The organism is Tolypothrix sp. FACHB-123 (assembly GCF_014697075.1).
Classification (GTDB): Bacteria; Cyanobacteriota; Cyanobacteriia; order Cyanobacteriales; family Nostocaceae; genus Aulosira.
The window spans coordinates 32,910-53,558 of sequence record NZ_JACJRE010000007.1 but is presented as its reverse complement, the minus strand read 5'-3'; the positions used below and the strand labels follow the sequence as shown (position 1 = coordinate 53,558).

General features: G+C 39.1%; 18 protein-coding genes. 9 read left to right on the top strand and 9 right to left on the bottom strand.

Annotated elements, in window-relative coordinates:
* Positions 1-84 precede the first annotated feature (84 nt).
* Positions 85-1,056: a GTP-binding protein gene (locus H6G41_RS06970; protein ID WP_190744888.1), complete on the bottom strand. Its 972-nt coding sequence runs from the start codon at positions 1,054-1,056 to the stop codon at positions 85-87.
* A gap of 53 nt (positions 1,057-1,109) precedes the next feature.
* Between H6G41_RS06970 and H6G41_RS35660 the strand changes: the two genes are divergently transcribed.
* Together H6G41_RS35660 and H6G41_RS06965 are read left to right on the top strand one after the other, a co-directional pair.
* Entirely contained in the window at positions 1,110-1,235 is a 126-nt protein-coding gene (locus H6G41_RS35660; RefSeq protein WP_277878046.1) for a hypothetical protein, read from the top strand.
* 551 nt (positions 1,236-1,786) lie between these two features.
* Positions 1,787-1,999: a hypothetical protein gene (locus H6G41_RS06965; RefSeq protein ID WP_190744886.1), complete on the top strand. Its 213-nt coding sequence runs from the start codon at positions 1,787-1,789 to the stop codon at positions 1,997-1,999.
* Positions 2,000-2,247: 248 nt separating this feature from the next.
* Here H6G41_RS06965 and H6G41_RS06960 read toward each other — a convergent pair whose 3' ends face one another.
* From H6G41_RS06960 to H6G41_RS06945, 4 genes are all read right to left on the bottom strand, one after another.
* Positions 2,248-3,033: a peptidylprolyl isomerase gene (locus H6G41_RS06960; RefSeq protein WP_190744884.1), complete on the bottom strand. Its 786-nt coding sequence runs from the start codon at positions 3,031-3,033 to the stop codon at positions 2,248-2,250.
* Between the two features lie 124 nt (positions 3,034-3,157).
* On the bottom strand, positions 3,158-4,690 hold the full coding sequence (locus H6G41_RS06955; protein ID WP_190744882.1) for an HlyD family efflux transporter periplasmic adaptor subunit: 1,533 nt from the start codon (positions 4,688-4,690) through the stop codon (positions 3,158-3,160).
* Positions 4,691-5,051: 361 nt separating this feature from the next.
* A complete protein-coding gene (locus H6G41_RS06950; RefSeq protein WP_190744880.1) occupies positions 5,052-8,066 on the bottom strand; it encodes a peptidase domain-containing ABC transporter in 3,015 nt (1,004 codons plus the stop codon).
* Between the two features lie 21 nt (positions 8,067-8,087).
* The gene (locus H6G41_RS06945; protein ID WP_190744878.1) at positions 8,088-8,666 is read right to left on the bottom strand and encodes a helix-turn-helix domain-containing protein; all 579 of its coding nucleotides are present in this window, start codon (positions 8,664-8,666) and stop codon (positions 8,088-8,090) included.
* Between the two features lie 761 nt (positions 8,667-9,427).
* Between H6G41_RS06945 and H6G41_RS06940 the strand changes: the two genes are divergently transcribed.
* The 5 genes from H6G41_RS06940 to H6G41_RS06920 all read left to right on the top strand — a co-directional run bounded on the left by H6G41_RS06940 (position 9,428) and on the right by H6G41_RS06920 (position 14,582).
* Positions 9,428-10,726, top strand: a complete 1,299-nt coding sequence (locus H6G41_RS06940; protein WP_190744876.1) for a homoserine dehydrogenase — start codon at positions 9,428-9,430, stop codon at positions 10,724-10,726.
* A 106-nt stretch (positions 10,727-10,832) separates the two neighbouring features.
* The gene (locus H6G41_RS06935; RefSeq protein WP_190744874.1) at positions 10,833-11,801 is read left to right on the top strand and encodes an aldo/keto reductase; all 969 of its coding nucleotides are present in this window, start codon (positions 10,833-10,835) and stop codon (positions 11,799-11,801) included.
* A gap of 158 nt (positions 11,802-11,959) precedes the next feature.
* Positions 11,960-12,904: an SMP-30/gluconolactonase/LRE family protein gene (locus H6G41_RS06930; RefSeq protein WP_308796064.1), complete on the top strand. Its 945-nt coding sequence runs from the start codon at positions 11,960-11,962 to the stop codon at positions 12,902-12,904.
* A 92-nt stretch (positions 12,905-12,996) separates the two neighbouring features.
* The gene (gene mtnA, locus H6G41_RS06925) at positions 12,997-14,058 is read left to right on the top strand and encodes an S-methyl-5-thioribose-1-phosphate isomerase (RefSeq protein WP_190744872.1); all 1,062 of its coding nucleotides are present in this window, start codon (positions 12,997-12,999) and stop codon (positions 14,056-14,058) included.
* Between the two features lie 149 nt (positions 14,059-14,207).
* Positions 14,208-14,582: a hypothetical protein gene (locus H6G41_RS06920; RefSeq protein WP_190744870.1), complete on the top strand. Its 375-nt coding sequence runs from the start codon at positions 14,208-14,210 to the stop codon at positions 14,580-14,582.
* Between the two features lie 256 nt (positions 14,583-14,838).
* On the opposite strand, the gene psaK is transcribed toward H6G41_RS06920, so the two are convergent.
* From psaK to H6G41_RS06905, 3 genes are all read right to left on the bottom strand, one after another.
* Positions 14,839-15,105, bottom strand: a complete 267-nt coding sequence (gene psaK, locus H6G41_RS06915; protein WP_190542943.1) for a photosystem I reaction center subunit PsaK — start codon at positions 15,103-15,105, stop codon at positions 14,839-14,841.
* A gap of 207 nt (positions 15,106-15,312) precedes the next feature.
* Entirely contained in the window at positions 15,313-15,888 is a 576-nt protein-coding gene (locus tag H6G41_RS06910) for a TMEM175 family protein (RefSeq protein ID WP_190744868.1), read from the bottom strand.
* Between the two features lie 261 nt (positions 15,889-16,149).
* Positions 16,150-17,832, bottom strand: coding sequence for a DUF262 domain-containing protein (locus H6G41_RS06905; protein WP_190744866.1), 1,683 nt, complete (start codon positions 17,830-17,832; stop codon positions 16,150-16,152).
* Positions 17,833-18,143: 311 nt separating this feature from the next.
* On the opposite strand from H6G41_RS06905, the gene H6G41_RS06900 reads away from it, so the two are divergent.
* Both H6G41_RS06900 and H6G41_RS06895 read left to right on the top strand, forming a co-directional pair.
* A complete protein-coding gene (locus tag H6G41_RS06900) occupies positions 18,144-18,578 on the top strand; it encodes a SufE family protein (protein ID WP_190744864.1) in 435 nt (144 codons plus the stop codon).
* A 23-nt stretch (positions 18,579-18,601) separates the two neighbouring features.
* Positions 18,602-19,504, top strand: a complete 903-nt coding sequence (locus tag H6G41_RS06895; protein WP_190744862.1) for an alpha/beta fold hydrolase — start codon at positions 18,602-18,604, stop codon at positions 19,502-19,504.
* Between the two features lie 156 nt (positions 19,505-19,660).
* Here H6G41_RS06895 and H6G41_RS06890 read toward each other — a convergent pair whose 3' ends face one another.
* Positions 19,661-20,584: a DUF3153 domain-containing protein gene (locus tag H6G41_RS06890; RefSeq protein ID WP_190744860.1), complete on the bottom strand. Its 924-nt coding sequence runs from the start codon at positions 20,582-20,584 to the stop codon at positions 19,661-19,663.
* Between the last annotated feature and the right edge of the window lie 65 nt (positions 20,585-20,649).

Below are 20,649 nucleotides of genomic sequence, written 5' to 3'. Positions count from 1 at the left end.
TGACTGTTGTACGGGCGGGTTCACAAATATCCTCACTGATTCATGAAGATCTCCCATAAACCCGCCCCTACTGACTGTTGACGATCAAACTAAACAAGCTTGAAAGTCTTGTTTTAGTTTAGCTTCATCGAGATTGCGCCCGATGAATACTAGTTCGTTTTTGCGAGTTTCGGTAGGTTTCCAAGGGCGATCGGGTCTACCATCAAATATCATATGCACTCCTTGGAAGACAAAGCGATGATCTTCGCCGGCAATATTTAAAATGCCTTTCATGCGGAAGATATCAGTACCTTGAGTCCGGAGTAATTCTGTCATCCAAGCGTTTAATTTTTGCCCGTCAAGTTCGCCTGGTTCTACTAAAGCTACAGAATAAACGGTTTCATCATGTTCATGAGCGTCTTCACCTAGGAAATTGGGATCGATTTCTAAGGCGCGATCCAAATTAAAGGCTTGTACCCCTAATAAGGCATCCATATCTAACTCTGAATTGCGGGTACGGTAGACTTTTGCTAACGCATTCATTCCGCGAATCCGCTTTTCTAGTTCTTCTAGAACTTCTGGGGTAACTAAATCAGTTTTATTTAATAAAATAACATCGGCAAAGGCTATCTGTTCTTGGGCTTCATCAGCTTCCCAATGTTGCCAAATATGCTTGGCATCAACTACGGTGACAACTGCATCTAAAGATAGCTGGCTTTGCATATCTTCATCCACAAAGAATGTCTGAATTACTGGGGCGGGGTCGGCTAGACCAGTAGTTTCAATGACTAAATGGTCAAATTTATCACGCCGCTTCATCAAATTGCCGATGATGCGAATCAAGTCACCTCTGACTGTACAACAGATACAGCCATTATTCATTTCAAAAATTTCTTCATCTGCATCGATAACCAATTGATTGTCAATGCCTACTTCCCCAAACTCATTGACGATGACGGCTACTTTCTTACCGTGTTCGTAAGTTAGGATGTGATTGAGTAAGGTGGTTTTACCTGCACCAAGATAGCCGGTGAGAACGGTTACAGGGACAGAATTGGATGTTTCAGCAGAGATCATAATCTCAAAGCATCTGTAGTGATAATCATTATCTGCTTATAATAGCGCTTGTTGTGAAAAATCGTGGATTTGGGCATTGGGCATGGGGCATTGGGCAAATGAGTTTGCATTTATCACAAATGGACTTGCGTTTGTTACAAATGGACTTGCGTTTGTTACAAATGCGATCGCCTTTATAGTAGGGTGGGCATTGCCCACCATACGTATCCTTACAGCAGATTGCAAGTTGGTGAGGTACACATTACCGTTCATTGTAGGGGCACTGGCACTGCCATGCCCCGAAGCGCGTACCTCATTTGCTGTAACTTCAAAAGCTTACCTCACAAGCGTTTTACCCTTCCCCTAACCTTGCCCCTTACCAAGGGGCAGCTTATATCTTGCATCACTACCTTATTGCAAAAACCACAGCCTGAAAAGCTGATTAATTCGTAAGGTGGGCAATGCGCACCCTACTGAGAAAGAATTTTGAATTATTAATATTTCTGGACAAAACTTCTGTAATTATGTCTTCAGCAGATTTAGCTTGCCAAATCATACATTAATTATCATCAAGACAGACATTTAATTATTGAATATTTTTACCTCATTTATCAAGAGACAAAACTCCTTTAATTATGTCTTATCTCCTTTTTGAATCTATTGATTTTACTTTAGATATCGCCGAAGATAGATTCAAGAGTTAAGCAAACACAGCTTAATTTCTCAAAAACACTTATACCGGGTAAAAATCATGTCTAGAATCACAATTTCCGACTTAGCTATTGACTCTAATTCTTTCATCAATGAAGTAGATGAAACTGAAGCTGCATTTGTTAATGGTGGTTATAATCCTCTTTTAGTAGGTGCTTTTATTGAAGGTTATGGTCTGTTAGTAGAAAAAATCGTTAAAGTATTAGCAAAAACATATCTAAAAGCTCTGAAGCTCCTATTAAAAGCAAAATAATTACTATTGAATGAATTACCAATTATTGCTTATTTATAACAAGATAACATCTCAAGTAATTGAGCAATAAACTTGGTGATTTTTCAAAAAAATACCAACAATTTCTCTAAACGCAAACAGCATTTTGTGTTTAGAGAAATTATTTTTTATCAATTATGTATGTCTTAAGACTAGATCCCCGACTTCTTAAAGAAGTCGGGGATCTAAACTAAACATGTATTTAATTTTGGATTTTGAATTTTGAATTGTTAAGATGCTATCCTCAGCAATTCTTGAACTGGTTGAGAATAGGAATCTGATTCAAAGTGGGGAATAATTTCTAGTTGTGAAATTTGTTGTTTCAACCAATCTGCAAATAACTCACTGATAATCTTTATTCGCAACTGTTGATCTAATTTTGGCTGGATGATTTCTTCTACCCAAATTAAATGTACTTTTTGCGCAATTACAACCGGTTTAAGTAACTCAGGTGGATTAGCGACAAATACAGCAGCTGCAATATCTGGTTTAAATTCGTGACGATTTTTCATTCCCCGATAACCACCAGTGCGACGGAGTTCTGGATTTTGAATATGTTGACGAGTTACATCCTGAAAAGTAATTTCGCCTTCTGTGACTGCATAAAATAATTCCCAAGCTAAATCTTCATCTTCTAAAACAACTTCATAGGTAACTGCTGCAAGATAATTTAGTTGATTTTCATAAAAGTATGGTTCAACTTTTTCAGCAAATAAATGTGCTGCTAATTTGAGAGATAGCAAATTCATTTCTGCGATTTGTTCAAAATCTTCTAAATCTAAATGATGTTTTTGTAGCCATTTCCAAGTGTCTTCGGCTTTGATCAATCTGTTAGCTGCTCTTAAAGCATCAGCCGCTTGTTGGAGTTCTTCGTTTTCTACTTTGATACCTGCTTCTTTGGCTGTATTTAAGATAATTCTGCGGGTGGCGATCGCTTCTAATAAACTCGGCACTTGACAAGAAAATTTTACTTGTTCAATTATTTCTTTTTGCGACACATTTAAGGTTTTAAACATTTGCTTACTCCGGCTTAATTTAAATTAATTTTGTGAACTATAGAATTCATACTTGATTTTTGAAATACAAGTAGAGTTTCGGTGGGCAATGCCCACCCTACATATACTCTGCCATCTGCCTTATTTAAAGTTCTAACCCGCCTTTTTGCAGCTTTTTAAACGGATCTAAAATGAAATCAATTAAGCGGCGTTGACGGACAATTACCTCTGCTGTTGCTGTCTGTCCAGGTGTTAGAGGAATAGATTTATTTGCAGATTTAATCTCAGTTTGATTGAGAGATATTTCCATTTCAAAAACTTCTACTTTACCTTGAGGAGTTTCGATAACTTTTGAATCTGGCGATATCCGCATCACTTTACCTGCAACTACTCCATAATCTTGGAATGGGTAAGCATCAAATTTGATTTTTACTGGCATTCCTACCTTTAAGAAACCACTTTGTTGACTAGGCATATTAGCCTTGAGAATAAAGGGTATCTCTTTAGGAGCAATTTGGGCGATTGTTTGACCGGTTTGGACAACTACTCCCGGCTTTTTGATGGGTAAATTAAAAATTACACCATCAATAGGCGATTTGATTAAGCGTTGTGCTAATTGTATTCTAATAGCAGTAATTTGGCTTCTAGTTTGAGCCATTTCTGATTTTAAACTGGTAATTTGGGTTTGCAAATCTTTCAGTTGTTCCTGATTTTTTAGCAAAGCTAGTTTACCTGCTTGAATTATACTTTTATAACTATTTTGTTGTTCTTGTAATCTCAACTGTGCTTGTTTAATATCGGCTTGGGCTTGACGCATTATTCCCTGATAACGGTTTCTTTCTTCTTGCAGGCGTAATTGTGCTTGTTTAACATCTGATTCACTTTGCTCATATATTCTTTCGCTTTCATCGGCAATTTTTTCTAATTCCACAACTTTAATTTGAGGAACAGCCCCCTCTTCTCCTAAGGGGCGATAACGTTGAATTTCGGTTAAATCTGTACGCCAACGGTTGATAGCTAATTTATAGGAAGTCTCAGTAGAAACCTGGTTTTGTTCAGCCTGAGATACTAATGCGAGTTTCTCTAACTTTTGTAAATTATAAGTACTCTGTTTCGCATCTAAAAATTCTTGTGCTTGATTAACTTGAGCAAGTTTTTCTAATTCTTGGGATTTATTTTGTTGTTCTTGTACGCCAATTGCTAGTTGTAATTGGTTTTTCAAGAGTTCTAATTGTGCTACTCGATTAATTAGTCCGTCTAGTTTTGCTGTTCCCTGCTGTAAGTCAGTTTTGAGGACATTAGAATCTAGTTCTACTAATAACTGTCCGGCTTTGACTTGTTCGCCTTCTTTGACTTTTACAGCAATAATATTTCCACTAGCTTGACTATCTAATCTTTGAGTTTCACCTAATGGTTCAATTCTCCCTCTAGCGCTTCCTGTTTCATCAATTTTTGACAGCATTGCCCAAGGTAAAACAATAGCGCTAAAAACTACTAGAAAATATAGTAAACTTCTTGTCCAGCGTTTTGGTAAAGCATCTAGTAATTCTTCTGTACCATAATGCCAATCTGGAGAATTAGTACTTACAGCATGATTTTCGGCGATGGTATTCGTTGTTGATTGCTCTAGTGTTTTTTCGGTGATTACTGATGATGAATTATTAGCAGTATTAGGCATATATAAACTCTAGCCTTGTCAATATTTTCAGTTTAAATTCATTGTCATTTTGATGTTTTTTTAGCAGGAAATACCCACTATCTGGACTTACGCAAAAATTATCAAAAACTTTAATTTATTGAACCGCCAAGACGCCAAGAGTTCGTAGAGTGTGCGTAAGTCCGAAAAAATAAACCGCAGAGTACACAGAGTAACAGAGTACACAGAGTAATAAGAGTTTGAGAGGTTTTTGTGTAAGCCATATCTTATAATTGTTGGGTTTCACTTCGTACCCTTCGGGAAGCAAGCTACAACCCAACCTACAAATGACAAATGACAACCCTAACCAATTATATTTAATTACGCCAATCTACTTAATATTTCAACTTGCTTGGGCGAGTTGTTGTTGATTTAGGTAGTAGTAATGACCTTTTTTCGCAATCAATTCTTCATGAGTACCGCTTTCTATTAATAAGCCGCGATCTAATACTAAAATTAAGTCGGCATTGCGAATTGTTGAGAGGCGATGGGCAATAATTAAGCTGGTACGTCCTTGGAGAATTGTATTTAAATTATTCTGAATAATCCTTTCTGATTCTGCGTCTAGATGACTGGTAGCTTCATCAAAAATCAGTATGGAAGGATTACCTAATAAAGCCCGCGCAATTGCTAGACGTTGGCGTTGTCCACCAGATAGCATTCCACCCCCTTCACCTATTTGGGTTTCGTAACCCATTGGTAATTGTTGAATAAATTCATCAGCACCGGCTAAACGCGCTGCTTCTCTAATTTCTTCTAAGGAAGATTCGGGGAAAGCGATGCTGATATTTTCGCGAATTGTACCACCAAATAAGAAGGTTTCTTGATCGACAACGCCAATTTGAGAACGCAGCGATCGCAATGCTAAACTGGTGACATCATAACCATCAATCAAAATCTTCCCGTCTGTGGGTGTATATAAACCTAAAATTAATTTTGCTAGGGTGGTTTTCCCCGAACCACTACGCCCAACTAAGGCTACAGTTTGTCCAGAGAAAATTTCTAAGCTGAGGTTTTCGAGGACATTAATATCGCTATCTGGATGATAACGGAAGGTAACATTTTCAAAGCGAATATGACCGCGAATTTGCTCTAAATATTGTCGGGGTTGATTTTGTAAATCTTCTTCTGGTGCTGCTGATAATACATCATTAATCCGTTCTGTGGAAATAATTACTTCCTGTAATTGATTCCAAAGTATAGTCAGGCGTTGAAAAGGACTAATGATATTACCCAACAACATATTAAAAGCAACTAATTGTCCAATTGTCAGTTGATTTTGAATTACTAACCAGGCTCCAAACCATAGTAAACCTGTAGTTGCTACAGTTTCAATTGTTGAACTAAAAAATTCCATTTTGTTGCCGATAACTTGACCCCGAAATAATTTTTTAGTTAAGTTATTGAGTAATTCTTCCCAATGCCAACGCACGCTTTGTTCAATCGCCATTGACCGGATAGAACGAATACCTGTAAGGGATTGAATTAAATAACTATTCTCCTTGGCTAAAGCATTAAAAACTTCCCGGCTAATGCGGCGAAAGAATGGTGTAGCCACGACTGCTAAAATTAAAAATGGCGGCACAATTGCTAATGCTAGGATAGTCATTTGCCAGCTATACCAAAACATTAAGCCGACATAAATAAATACTGTCAATAAATCGAGGATAATTGACAATGCTTCACCAGTGAGAAAGCGCTGAATTTTCTGATTTTCTTGAACGCGAGAAATAATATCCCCGACATAACGCGATTCAAAAAAAGCTAGGGGGAGGCGGAAGGTATGTTTTATAAAACCTACCATTAGTGCTACGCCAATCCGGTTGGCTGTGTGGTCTAATAAGTATTGTCGTAATGTGTTGAGGGCGACGCGAAATAAACCAAAAATTAATAAACCACAGCCGACAGCATTTAAGGTGAGAGTACTACCTTGAACAATGACTCTATCTAAAAGTAACTGGGTAAATAGCGGTGTAATTAATCCAAATATTTGAATTAATAAGGAAGCGATAAAGACTTCTAATAATACTTGCCAATGTGGTTTAACTAACTCGAATAATTGCCAAAATGGGGTATTAGCTTCTTCGCTTTCTTTTAATAGGGGGGTAGGTTGTAATATTAAAGCGTAACCAGTCCACCCAGCTTGAAATTGATGATGGGTGAGGGTACGTTGTCCGATCGCCGGATCGCCAACAATTACCTGTTTTTTGCTAATCTCATAGACGACGATATAATGATTGCCTTCCCAATGAGCGATCGCAGGTAGGGGTTGTTGTGCTAATTTATCTAAGCTGGCTTTGACTGGACGGCTAGCAAAACCAATACTTTCACTAGCAGTAGCTAAACCCCGCAGGGAAACGCCGATGCGATTGACGTTAGCTAAATCTCGCAGTCGATTGATACTAAAGCTTTTACCCCAATAACGCCCAATCATGACTAAACAAGCTACACCACAATCAGTGGCGCTTTGTTGTTCAAAAAAAGGATAGCGCTTAGTTAGCTGTAACCATAAATGCTTAGCTTTGACTTGCGGTGAGGGAAAATAAACCCGTGATTGTGGCTTTTTTGGCGTTGCGATCGCCGGAAAAGGTATTACATTAGGAATTGGCGATTGGCGATCGTCTTTATCTGGCACAGAATTGCTAAATTCTGCCAATTGCGGCCAAAATTGGCTTGCTGTTTGCCAATCAGCAGTCCGCAATTGATAGATAATTGTCGGTTGGATTGCTTGCCAATTACCCTGTTTTGGCGCAGGATAAATTTTACCGGGTATTAAACAATTACCATCACCATGTCGTAATTTACCTTGATGTAGCAAAACTAACTTAGTCTCAGAATTGAGATATATCTGAGAAAAGTCTTGGATAGCTACTCTTTCAAACAAAGCCAAGGCTTGATGAATCCCTTCTACGGTTGCCTGTGGTTGTTGCTGACGATACAACATCAGCAAATCCCAACGTTCTGCACGTACTAAAAGGCGATCGCAGATTTTGGGGTATCGAGCCATCAAAGTCTGCAATACATCTTGGTTAAGGTAACACAGTTGTAAATTAGTCGAAGCTCTCGCTGCATAATAGCTAAATTCTGCATCGGGAAACAAGGTCATTTCACCAAATGATGACCCGGCTGTTAGGGTAGAGATTAAATTACCAGAACTATCGAGCAATCTGATTTTACCTGTAATTACTAAATAAATTCCCGCAGGCGCAGCTGTTGATTGCCAAAATAGTTTTGCTACTGCTGGTTCAATAATTTCAATATTTCTCCAGCAATTCTCCAATTCCCTAGCAGTCAGCTTCTCATTCAAGATAGCAGTCAAAAATTGACTTAGTTGTTCTTGGGAAAAATTTGATAACATTACCTCTTTTTGCTCCCAATTTTAATAATTAATGGAAATTAGCTGAAATTGCTCATAAATATGAGGCTCATCGGTAGATTGCAAGTCAGATATGCGCACAATATTGGCTTTTTTATCGGGGAGATTTGCTTTTTTATCTAAGCGGCGTTTTTGTGTAGATAAACCCATTTCCTTGAGTAATCTATTAATATGTCGATTACTAATTTCAACCCCAAATTCTGTCGCTAAATGTTTGCTTAACCATTGAGATGTCCAATTACTAAAAGCATAGCCATACTTCCGAGGACTATGACTAATTAATTCTTTTAATCGTTCTCTATATTGTTGACTGACAATTTTTGGTCTACCTATGGGGCGTTGTTCCCATTCTTCAATTAAACCAGCTTTGGCAATTGCAATCCAATAACGTGCCATTTCCTGAGAACAACCTAAAATTTGACAAATTTCAGTTTGTGATTTTCCCATATCTGCTAGCAACATAATTTCTAGTCGTCGGCGATATTCGGGTTGTAAATTCTCTGGGAGTTTTTTCAATAAATTTTGGTATTGCTCGGTTGTGAATAACTGATTTTCAAAATTGTGTAGAGAATTTCGGATCATAAAATTTAAGCACCAAAGCAGATATATATGCTGTAAGCTGGCAATAGCAATTTGCCATGAAGATATAGCTGTTGACTGCTAACTGCACTGCACTGAGCCTGTCGAAGTGTTAACTGTTAACTGTAAAAAATAGCAATGGAATATTTTTTACTTGGAAGTTCCTTATTGGTGTAAAAATAGCAACATCAACAGCTAATATTCACTGTTATATTTGCTAGTTGTAGATGCTAGCGATCGCAAATATTTGAATAGCAAAGTTTGATAAATAGCTGTCAACTAGATCCTGGCAGCGACTAGCTATAAATCTGTGTATTCACGCACTGTTTTGTTTTAGTCGCTAACGCTTAAGAATGTCAAGGCTGAATAAATTAAAAAATTAATTTTTCCAGACAATTTATATAAACTTAATGATTTATTGTGAATTTTTCCCGAAAAACGAATAATTATTGTTACATCTATCTCTAGGCATAAATTGCTAAAAAGAAGATGTTATGTATGAATTTTTACATAAGATTAAAAAAATCTCAAAGTAAGGTAATATATGATATTTAGCTACCTGATGACAGCGATCGCAGTTTCTGCGGCGGGCAATAAGAAGTTAAATAGATTTAAACTGCCTGTCCTAGCTCTGCGGGACACAACACCCTGAAATCTTTTTGCAATTTCGGCGTCTGATTGGTTGGTGCAGTTTGTGCCCTCATAGTTGTGAGAAACTATTATTCAGCACTGAGGATCTAAAATTAAATTTTGGTACAAAAGTTGTGGGTGTTAAGTTAGGAATACTGGGATTAGGTACTGTAGGGGCGGGTACTGTACAGTTGTTACAAGATACAACTGGAAGACATCCGTTGTTGAAAGAATTAGAAATATATCGGGTAGGAGTGCGATCGCTTGATAAACCAAGGGCGGTTGAATTACCAGCAGGTATAATTACTACGGATTTAGAATCAATTGTTAACGATCCGGCTGTAGATATAGTAGTTGAGGTCATGGGTGGATTGGAACCAGCGCGATCGCTGATTCTTCAAGCCCTGAAAAATGGTAAGCATGTAGTCACTGCGAATAAAGCTGCGATCGCGCGTTTTGGTAATGAAATCTTCACAACTGCTAATGAAGCTGGCGTTTATGTCATGCTAGAAGCCGCAGTTGGGGGTGGTATTCCGGTAATTCAACCCCTAAAGCAGTCTTTAAGTGTCAACCGCATCCACACAGTTACGGGTATTGTTAACGGTACAACTAACTATATTCTCACCCGGATGCAACAAGAAGGTAGCAATTTTGAGGATGTGTTAGCTGATGCTCAAAGATTGGGCTATGCTGAAGCCGATCCCACTGCTGATGTCGATGGTTTCGACGCTGGCGATAAAATTGCGATTTTGGCTTCCTTAGCCTTTGGGGGACGGATTCACCTCCAAGATGTTTATTGTGAAGGAATTCGCCAAGTTAGTAAAACAGATATAGCCTATGCTGAGAAATTGGGCTTTGTGATTAAATTATTAGCGATCGCGAAAGTTCACGGACAGGATACCTCCAAGCTCTCAGTAAGAGTTCATCCTACTCTCTTACCCAAAGCCCACCCCTTAGCTAGCATCAACGGCGTGTATAACGCCATACTTGTAGAAGGCGAACCCATTGGCCAAGTCATGTTTTTTGGCCCTGGTGCGGGTGCGGGTGCAACGGCGAGTGCGGTATCATCTGATATTTTAAATTTAACCGCCACACTCAAAACTCAAACAGCCAGCGAAACAAAACCCAATCCCTTGTTAGCTTGCAGACATCAAGACTATTGTCAAATAGCACCCATATCCGAACTAGTTACTCGTTTTTATACCCGCTTCCTCACCAAGGATCAATCAGGAGTAATTGGTAAACTAGGTACTTGCTTTGGTAATTATGGCGTCAGCTTAGAATCAGTAGTCCAAACTGGTTTTCAAGGCGACTTAGCAGAGATTGTTGTCGTTACCCATGATGTTAAAGAAGGTGATTTTCGCCAAGCTTTAACAGAAATTCGTAACTTGGAAGCAATTAATAGCATACCTAGCTTGCTGCGCGTACTTTAAATACTTCCCACCCTTCAAGGGTGGGGATTCTGGGGTTAAACAGCGATTGCAGGCTTTGTCCGACTTACATCACCTAACCCAATAGGTAAATAATTATTGATCAAGTATGTTAGAAAAAAGAACAAGGCGTAATTTTTTACTTACCAGTGTGGCTGTAGCTAGCACTGTTGTAGGAGCGCATACCGTGCAAAAGCAAATTTCTAATGCTGCTCAATCACCAACAACAATGCCAGAAAGAATATTAGGACGTACAGGCGTCAAAGTTCCTATCTTTGGCTTGGGAGGTGCGGGTACACAAACACCACTCGATAAAAAAGACAGAGAAGCTGAAGCTTTAGCAATTATTGAAAAAGCAGTTGAACTCGGTATTCGTTATTTTGACACCGCTGCTAGGTACGGGCCGAATGAAACTTATTTGGGAAAAGTGCTGCCATCCTACCGCCAAAACATATTTTTAGCTAGTAAAACCTATGAAAAAGATAGAGATGGCGTATGGCGACAATTAGAACGTTCTCTTAAACGCCTCAAGACAGATTATTTAGACTTATGGCAGTTGCATAGCGTTGCTTTACCCGAACATCTTGAAAAAATGTTTGCCACAAATGGTGCGATTAAAGCTTTAGAAGAAGCTCAAGAACAAAAACTTGTCCGGTTTGTTGGTCTTACAGGACACCACGAACCAGATGTAATAGTTGAGGCTATGAATCGCTACTCTTTTCATACTGCACTGATTCCGGTAAATGCAGTAGACAAACATCATCCGCGACCTTACTTTCCTATGGTGCTACCATTAGCACAGCAAAAAAATGTAGGTGTCATCGCCATGAAAGTACCAGCTTACGGTAAGTTATTCCAAGCAAATGCTTTGAGCGGAATGCCCCAAGCAATGGGTTATGCTCTATCCCAGCCTGGTGTATCTTGTTGCGTGATTTCCGTAGATAATGTGCAGCAATTGGAAGAAAATATTAAGGTAGCTCGTGCTTTTGAGCAACTGAGCAATCAACAACTAGCAGCTATTGAACAACGCACAGCCCATATTTGGCAAGACAGCACCTTCTACCGTGCTTGGACTTAATACAGGTGCAGCAATTAGTTATGCAAATCCATAGATAATTTAACTTAGCCGAATATAAAATATAAAAATTCCACCCACTCTTGGGTTGGGGTGTTAAACCATATCCTTTCAAAAACTGACAAGCGAAGCGAAATACATTTCCGGCGAGGATATTTATTGTGCAGAAATATTCCTTACCAATAGTTGCTTGGGGTTTCTTAGTTGGTATTTTGACTTTACAACAGAGCAACGCCAACAGCCCAAGCGGTCTACAAACTATCATGAGCAATAACGCCCAATTGGAAAGGTTATCCAGTGGCTTTAGGTTTACAGAAGGGCCAGTTTGGGATCGACGCGGGTTTTTACTTTTTAGTGATATCCCGGCAAATACAATATATAAATGGACTCCTGAGGGTAAAATTTATATATTCCGTCATCCAGCTGGTAATGCTAACGGTAATACAATAGATCGCCAGGGAAACTTAATTACTGCTGAACATGACCGTCGTTTAATACGTACTCAAGATGACGGTACGATCATTTCTTTAGCCGAACGTTACCAAGGCAAGCGATTAAATAGTCCTAACGACGTTGTAGTTAAGTCAGATGGTAGCATTTACTTCACTGACCCTCCCTATGGCATCAACAAGGAAAAGGAAGAACTGGGATTTTATGGAATTTATCGGCTGTCATCAGATGGAAATCTCACGTTGCTTACCAAGGAGATGATACGCCCTAACGGATTAGCTTTCTCTCCAGATGAGAAAAAACTCTATGTCAGCGATTCTGAAAAAAAGCATATCCAGGTATTCCAGGTTAACTCAGATGGGACATTGAGTAATGGACAAATTTTTGCAGAGTTAGTTAGTCCAAAAGCGAAAAGCGTACCAGACGGTATAAAAGTAGACGTAAAAGGCAATGTTTATATTGCTGCTTCCGAAGGGGTGATAATTTTTTCACCATCAGGAAAGCTGTTAGGTAAAATTTTCGTACCAGAGGCGGTAACTAATTTGGCTTGGGGAGATCAAGACTATAAAACGCTGTACATCACAGCAAGTAAAAGTCTATACCGTATTCAACTCAATATAGCAGGTATACAACCAGGTGAATCAGCTTTGCCTTAATTCACAAAAATAAAAGTTTTGCAGAATTCACCTCAGGGGTTTTTCGCCTAGCCTTTATAATTGATGCCTAATTGCAATCATTCCCAATTTCTATGACCCCTGCTTCCAACCAAGTTTATCCGATTATTTGGCACAACGATTCAGTATCGCTGATCGACCAAACTCGCTTACCTAATGAGTATACTGTTGTGGAAATTCACCGCAGTGAAGATATGGCTTTGGCAATCACAACGATGATTGTCAGAGGTGCGCCAGCAATTGGTGTCGCCGCAGCCTACGGTGTTTATCTTGGTGCGCGAGAGATTGAAACTGACAACCGCAATGAGTTTTTACAACGTTTAGAACAAGTCGCTCAATTGTTGCGTTCTACTCGTCCTACGGCGGTAAACTTATTTTGGGCAATTAATCGAATGATGAGAACAGCCTATGAAAGCGTGGGAACAGTCGCAGAACTCAAACAAACGCTGTTAGAAACTGCCCAAACTATCCACGCTGAAGATTTACAAACTTGTCAGGCGATTGGCGACAATGGTTTAGCAGTTCTACCCAAAACTCCCGAAAAGTTAACAATTCTAACTCATTGTAACGCTGGTGCATTAGCTACAGCTGGTTATGGTACTGCTTTAGGGGTGGTGCGTTCTGCTTGGCGAGAAGGAAGATTAGCGCGGGTGTTTGCTGATGAAACTCGTCCCCGGTTACAAGGTGCAAAACTCACGGCTTGGGAATGTGTGCAAGAAGGTATTCCCGTGACAGTTATCACTGATAATATGGCAGCCCATTGCATGAAACAAGGTTTAATTCATGCTGTAGTTGTGGGTGCAGATAGAATTGCGGCTAATGGCGATACTGCTAATAAAATAGGTACTTATAGTGTGGCGATCGCAGCTAAAGCACATAATATTCCTTTTTTTGTCGCTGCGCCTCTATCTACCGTTGATTTTGCCTTAAGCGATGGTAGCCAAATCCCCATTGAAGAACGTAATCCGCAAGAAATTTATCAAGTAGGCGATACCAGACTCACACCTTCCGGCGTGGAATTTTATAATCCCGCTTTTGATGTGACTCCAGCAGAATTAATTACAGCCATCATTACAGAACATGGCGCATTTGCTCCTGGTGAATTAGCAAAATCTCAGCCTAAGCAAGTAGTGTAAAATACTAGCTCAAATATCTGTACAATTTTGGTCATCTCATGTGAATAATTTCAAGCCATTTCATGAGAATTTGTCTAAGATGGACTGATCGATTGCTGATTGATGTGAAAACATCAGTCGCATCTTTTTTGACCAAAATTGGAGAATAAATGAACAAAAGATTTGTCTTATCCTTGCTTTCTTCCCCCGCACTGTTTGCATCTATGCTATCTATGGTCATGATGACCAAGCCAGCACATGCTAATCAAACAGTTATTCCAGCGGGTACTCATCTATCTTGTGTACGTTCCCCGCACTCAGCAGAGACTAAACAGGTATGCATACAGGTTGATAATACTGTTTCTCCAGCTAAACCAGAGATGATAGTAGCGCAAGTACCGCAAGTCCAATCGCCAGATCAACCTGCGGAATTAGAATTTACTGAAGCAGAAAGTGATGAAGCAATCAAGTTATTTGGTTGTGATTGTCCGGTGTGTATCAACGCTATACGTCAGTTACACGGTTTGGCTCCTCTACCTGTTTAGTGAATGTTGACTGTTGACTGCGCCGCACTGAGCCTGTCGAAGTGTTGACTGTTGACTGAAAGAAAGATTTTTGGTGAGAGTTTAGTTAGTAAGTCAAACTACATTTTGGTGTTTTTGGTAATACAATTTCTGGTTAAAAAAAGTTAATTAAGACAATTGTTGGTAACTTGGTATCGAACGCAAAAAAGCCAGAGAAATGAATCTCTAGCTTAATTTAATGGTTATAGACAAAAGAGTAGTGAAATCAGCTAACAACCTAGATTCTGCCGAGGTTATGCAGCCCTAAAATAATACCCGCGCCTAAAATATGACCAAAAGCAGTGGTAGCAAGTAATGCAGGTGCGCCGAAGCCACCAAATAAGTTAGGTGAGGGCAAAGCAGGGCCGACGCTGGGATACTTGATGGTAGATTTGCCAAAGGCGATCGCAATAATATTCGCGATAATCATGATAATTCCAACGGTTGGACTCCATTGTAGAGTTGTGGGCACAGTGGAAGCAGCTAATAAGGTTGAAGTAAGCAACTGTTTCGCTCCTAAAACTTGTTGATCGTTAGGAATATGATCTGAATATTTGCCAACCAATTTCAAGAAATCACACTACTTTTGCAGCAATATTTAACGATTATTCTAAATACTTAACTTTTACAGTTGTACTGCTGCGGTGCTTTTGTGTATATCCCCCCGTTCCAGCAGCCTTGAGAAATTCTTAGCCAGAGTACCTGCTATACTCTAGGACATCAAAGTTTTTTCAATCCGGCGATCGGGGATGAGCCACATAATCGCCATGAGAACGTAGAATGTAAAGGCTATCCAGGAGTTGACAAAAGACAGGGGAATGGCGAGCGCATAAAATACCAGTGATATTTTGCCTTTAATATCTCGACCGATGGCGATCGCTAAAGTAGAATCCTTACCGTGATGACTGATTAAAGCTACTGTGAGAATGTAATAAGCGATCGCGCAAAACAACAATACCGTACCATACAAAGCAATTGGCCAAGCCGCAAAATGGTTTTCACCCATCCAGCCAGTCACAAAGGGAATGAGCGACAACCAAAACAGCAAATGCAGATTAGCCCAAAGAATACGTCCATTCACATGTCTGACAGCTTGCCATAAATGATGGTGATTATTCCAGTAAATGCCAATATAAATAAAACTCAGCACATAACTCAAAAATACCGGAATCAACGGACGCAACGCTGCTAAATCAGCACCATGCGGTACCTTGAGTTCCAGTACCATAATCGTGATGATAATCGCCAACACACCATCACTGAACGCTTCTAATCTCCCCTTCCCCATCGGTTACGCGCTCCTTTTGTGCCTAATTTTAAGTCTGTTGTCTGTACTTTACCTTGTATTGAAAATACAGGCTAGGGAAAAGAGATTTTCCGCAAGGTGTGGGATTTTACTGTGAGAGGCTGTCTAGTAAGCGCTGTGGAGAAGTTTGTCTAATTGTTGAATTTGACAATTTCAGTCTCAAATAATTTATGGCTGTTGTTATATAACAAATTTTACTTATTTGTGTAGATATCACATAAAAAGATAGACACAGATTTTAAATCAACGAGGCCATACCTGAACTGCTATCTCACTCAAGTGATGCCCGCGTCGCTGAATTTCAGCAACGTTCCATGCAATTATATTTCTGAAGTATTGATTAAGAGCAAAGCTACTTTTCTCACTTAGATAAGTTAACTTTTCTGTAAATGGCTTGTTTGAAAGCTCAGGATTGTAAGCTGTTAGAGTCAAATTACCTAAAGTGTGTAACCATTTTTCATGTTGTTCGTTAGCATTTGCACCTAGCATTGCCCGCCATTCATCAGTCAGGGTTTGAGGCATTATATGCTCTATAGTTAGATTCTCTGTTTTTACCTGTTCTTTAGATAAATTCTCAGCAAGGCTTTCAAGGATAAGCTTAACTCTATCGTGACGCCTATCTGTGTATAGCCGTTCCTCTATAATGCTGCGTTTTAACGAATCATCATCAGGCCAAATTTGAGTTTTTTGTAGATTCAGTAAAGTTTGGCGTAACGTAATAACCAAATTATCAGACCAATTTTCTTTTATTTCACGATATAAATTATTGAATACTTTATCTAGTACATTGGATGGCATACCACACAACAAACGGCGCACAAAATATGATTCAATGTATTTCAATGCTTGTTCAAATTCTGTTATTGAAATAGCCTTATTTGTGTAATCATGATAAAGATTAAGAAGTAAAGGGTAGCAAGTTGTAAATTCTAGTCTTTTGAATCTCACAAACCATTTTTTTAATCTTAATTCTTGTTCAGTATGGGGAAAGTGGATTTTTCGATAGTAGTCAGCAAATTCAATAACTTGTTTAAGTTCTTGTAATGCATTAATTCCTTTGTTGTCAAAGCTTTGTTTGAAAACTTGATAGATCTGACTTTGTTGTAGAGATACTCCATCTTTACGCAGATATTGCCAAAAAGCCAAAGTTAACTCATGAAGATACTTATTCTTTGTAACTGCTTTAAAAGCTTCTTGCAAAGGTAGCCACAAATTAGCATAAATTTCATCATGTTTTTCTTTAGGTATTTGTAAAAAGAAGTAGTTACGAATGAGATCCGCTTGTGTAAGTGGTGCTCCCTTATAGTTTAAACTTTCAAAAATAAGATAAGGATTGTCATCATCATTTAAAGTGATACTAACTAAAGTCAAGCGTTCTAAAATAACATTTTTTAATTTAAAAAGACTTAAGGGCGTATCTATATCTCCTGGCTCACCCTTTTCTAGCCTCTTGAGAAAAAATACATAAGCTTCAGAAATTCTTTCGCGCTTTTCAGGTTCTTTTTCCTGGACGATTCGCTGATAAAAATTACGATCAGCCTGAGTTGGCAAGACTTTATATAAGTCATCACCTTTCTTGAATTTATTAATTAAGAAAAGTTCGTGTAACTCTTCAGCTAATTCAGAATCTTGTTTTTTCAATACATCTCTCAATGCTATAAGTAACAGAGTCAGAGTAGTTAAACGCTGTTGCCCATCAATGAGAAGATAAGGTGAAATTCCATCAGGTGTTCCTGGTTCTGCAAGGGTGACAATAGGCCCCAAAAAATGGTAGCTTTCTGTCTCATCACTATATAAACTCATCAAATCATCCCAAAGAGTTTCCCAATTGCTTTTTTCCCAAGAGTATGGCCTTTGAAACAAAGGTACCTTGAACTGTTTACTACCCTCTAAAAGGTTGCGGAAACTTGTTTCAGATGCTTTCATGCTGTCTATACCTATACAAATAAAGTATGATGAGTAGCTTATATTACATTATTTTATAACACTAGATTGGGCTTTTGCTTTAAATTTCGATATAGACAGCACTATTGCTTAAGTACACATCCGTCATTAATCACACGTAAACTCTAAAATAAAATAACAGCTTTGATTGACGGTTTGCAGCCATGACTATTTTTCAATCCCTATTCTCAAATGAATGGGTACACCAGTGTGGGGAAATGCTCATGATAAACGCGATCGCACTCTAGATAAATTACACTCAAGGGAAGACCGATTTATTTGCCAGTCCTGTTATGTCTTCTTCTACAGACTCTTTACCACCTGCTTTAGCAAAAATTGTTCAGCGCTTTCAACGTGCTTCCGATCCGAAGCGGCGCTATGAACAATTGATTTGGTACGCGCAAAAACTCCCAGAATTCCCAGAAGCTGACAAGATACCCGAAAATAAAGTCCCTGGTTGCGTTTCTCAGGTGTATGTCACCGCAACCTTGGATGATGGAAAGGTGAAATTTCAAGGCGATTCCGATTCTCAGTTAACTAAGGGATTAGTAGCGCTGTTAATTGAAGGTTTAAATGGTTCATCGCCTACAGAAATTGTCCACCTCGCACCAGATTTTATCCAAGCCACTGGTTTAAATGTTAGTCTGACACCTTCCCGCGCTAACGGTTTTTATAACATTTTTAAAACTATGCAGAAAAAAGCGTTGGAATGTAAATTAGAACAGTAGTATTGAGTGCCGAGTAAAAACTCATGTCTACCAATTTATTATCAACTGATATCGCTGTTGGCTTTGGTGGAGTAGTTAAAGAATTTGTCTGGAATTGGGAAAATCAACCATTAAAGGTAGTATACGAAACCCTTGGTCATGGTTCTCCCTTATTGCTACTCCCTGCTTTTAGCAGTGTGTCTACCCGTGAAGAAATGGGTGAACTGGCGAGGTTACTAGCGCCGCATTTTCAAGTCGTCGCTGTAGATTGGCCTGGTTTTGGCGAATCTTCGCGACTGAGTTTAGATTACCGTCCTGAGATATATCAGCAATTTTTAGCAGATTTTGTTAATTCGGTGTTTAATACAGCAATTAACGTCATAGCAGCCGGTCATGCGTCTAGTTACGTTTTGCAACTAGCTGTTAAACAACCTGCTAGTTTCAGCAAAATTGTGTTAACGGCTCCCACTTGGCGGGGGCCTTTACCGACAATGGGCGCAAGTTCGCAAATTGCGGGTATGGTGAGAGGATTAGTGCGATCGCCTATTTTGGGTCAAGTTCTCTACAAACTCAATACCCTACCATCTTTCTTAAATTGGATGTACCGTCGCCATGTGTTTGTCGATGCGGCTAGGTTAACAGACGGTTTCATGGAAAAAAAATGGCAAACTACCCAAAAACCAGGAGCGCGATTTGCTTCTGCGGCTTTTGTCACTGGTAATATTGATGCGGTACACAGTCAATCTGATTTTCTGACATTAGTGAAATCCCTATCTGTACCACTAATGATTGTCATTGCAGAATCGAGTCCGCCGAAATCCAAAGCCGAAATGGAAGCGATTGCTGCTTTACCTGGAGTGCGTAGCGTTGTTCTTCCCGGTTCCTTGGGACTCCATGAGGAATACCCAGCAGAAGTTCTCGAAGCTGTCTCACCTTTTTTAACTTAAATTTTGGTTGTTGTCGACCGTTGATTGACAGTCAAAAGCCGCACATCAATATATTCTAGAGGGCATGGCACTGCCATGCCCCTACTACCAAATTATTTTTTAAACTGGTATCAACCGTCAACCGTCAAGCGTCAACCGTCAAGCGTCAACCGTCAACTATTCTGTAACTGTAGCTTTTGCTGCTAATTGCAGTCGGGGATCTGGCATAAATGTATATCTGAGATATAAGCCACCCCAAACAAACAAGGCTATAAGCAACGCACCAATACCAATAGGGCTAGGAAGCCAGAAAAGTACTTCTATGTGGTTTAATTCGCCGGTTTTTAGCTTCCAGACGAGTTGATTGTTGATTTTTTCTGGCTCAATGGCGTTTTCCGCGATCGCTAAATTTTTCGCTCCGAAGGGAGTTGTTAAGCTAAAATCCAAATCGAGAATTGAACCCGTGTTTGATAACACGTTACCATTGCTGGCAATTAACGAGAGCGATCGCAAATCCAAATCATAAATTAAGCGATTCCTCACTAATAGTAAAAAGTTGTTTTGTTCTATCAGCAAATTCGATTCGATTTTCGGTAATTCTGAATTCGCTTCATTTTCTACAGGTTCAGATTTTTGATTAACGTGGGAATTAAAAAAATCGTTGAATTTCTCTTGTAATTCCTGCCCGTTATTAAAGGGAATTGAAACAATAATTTCTTCTTGAGAAATCCTGCTGCTTTTTCCTTCTAATTTCCGCGCCCGACGTTCTATGCTATTTAACCATTCATATACATAGTCGCCACTAAAACTAGTCAGTCTTTCCCCTAGTTTAATATGCTGCACAAATTCGCCATGATTGGAGTGGTTAAAATTTACGCCTACGTCATACTTTACGCAACCAGTTAACAGCAAAGAAGTTAACAAAACAAACCATAAAATAGGTTTGGGAATTTTGCCATTGCGACTGTTGCGTGGCGTAGGAAAGTTACGGTTATTCGACTTGTAGTAAGTAGTTTTTGTAAATAATTCTTGCTTTTGCCATACAAAACTTAATGGTCTAATTAACCGCGCAAAAATCTTTCCTAAATACAACCAATTCATGACTATAAATCTCCGAAAAGAGCGAATATTTAATCAATCTTTACTTGTAACCCTTGGTAGGGTTG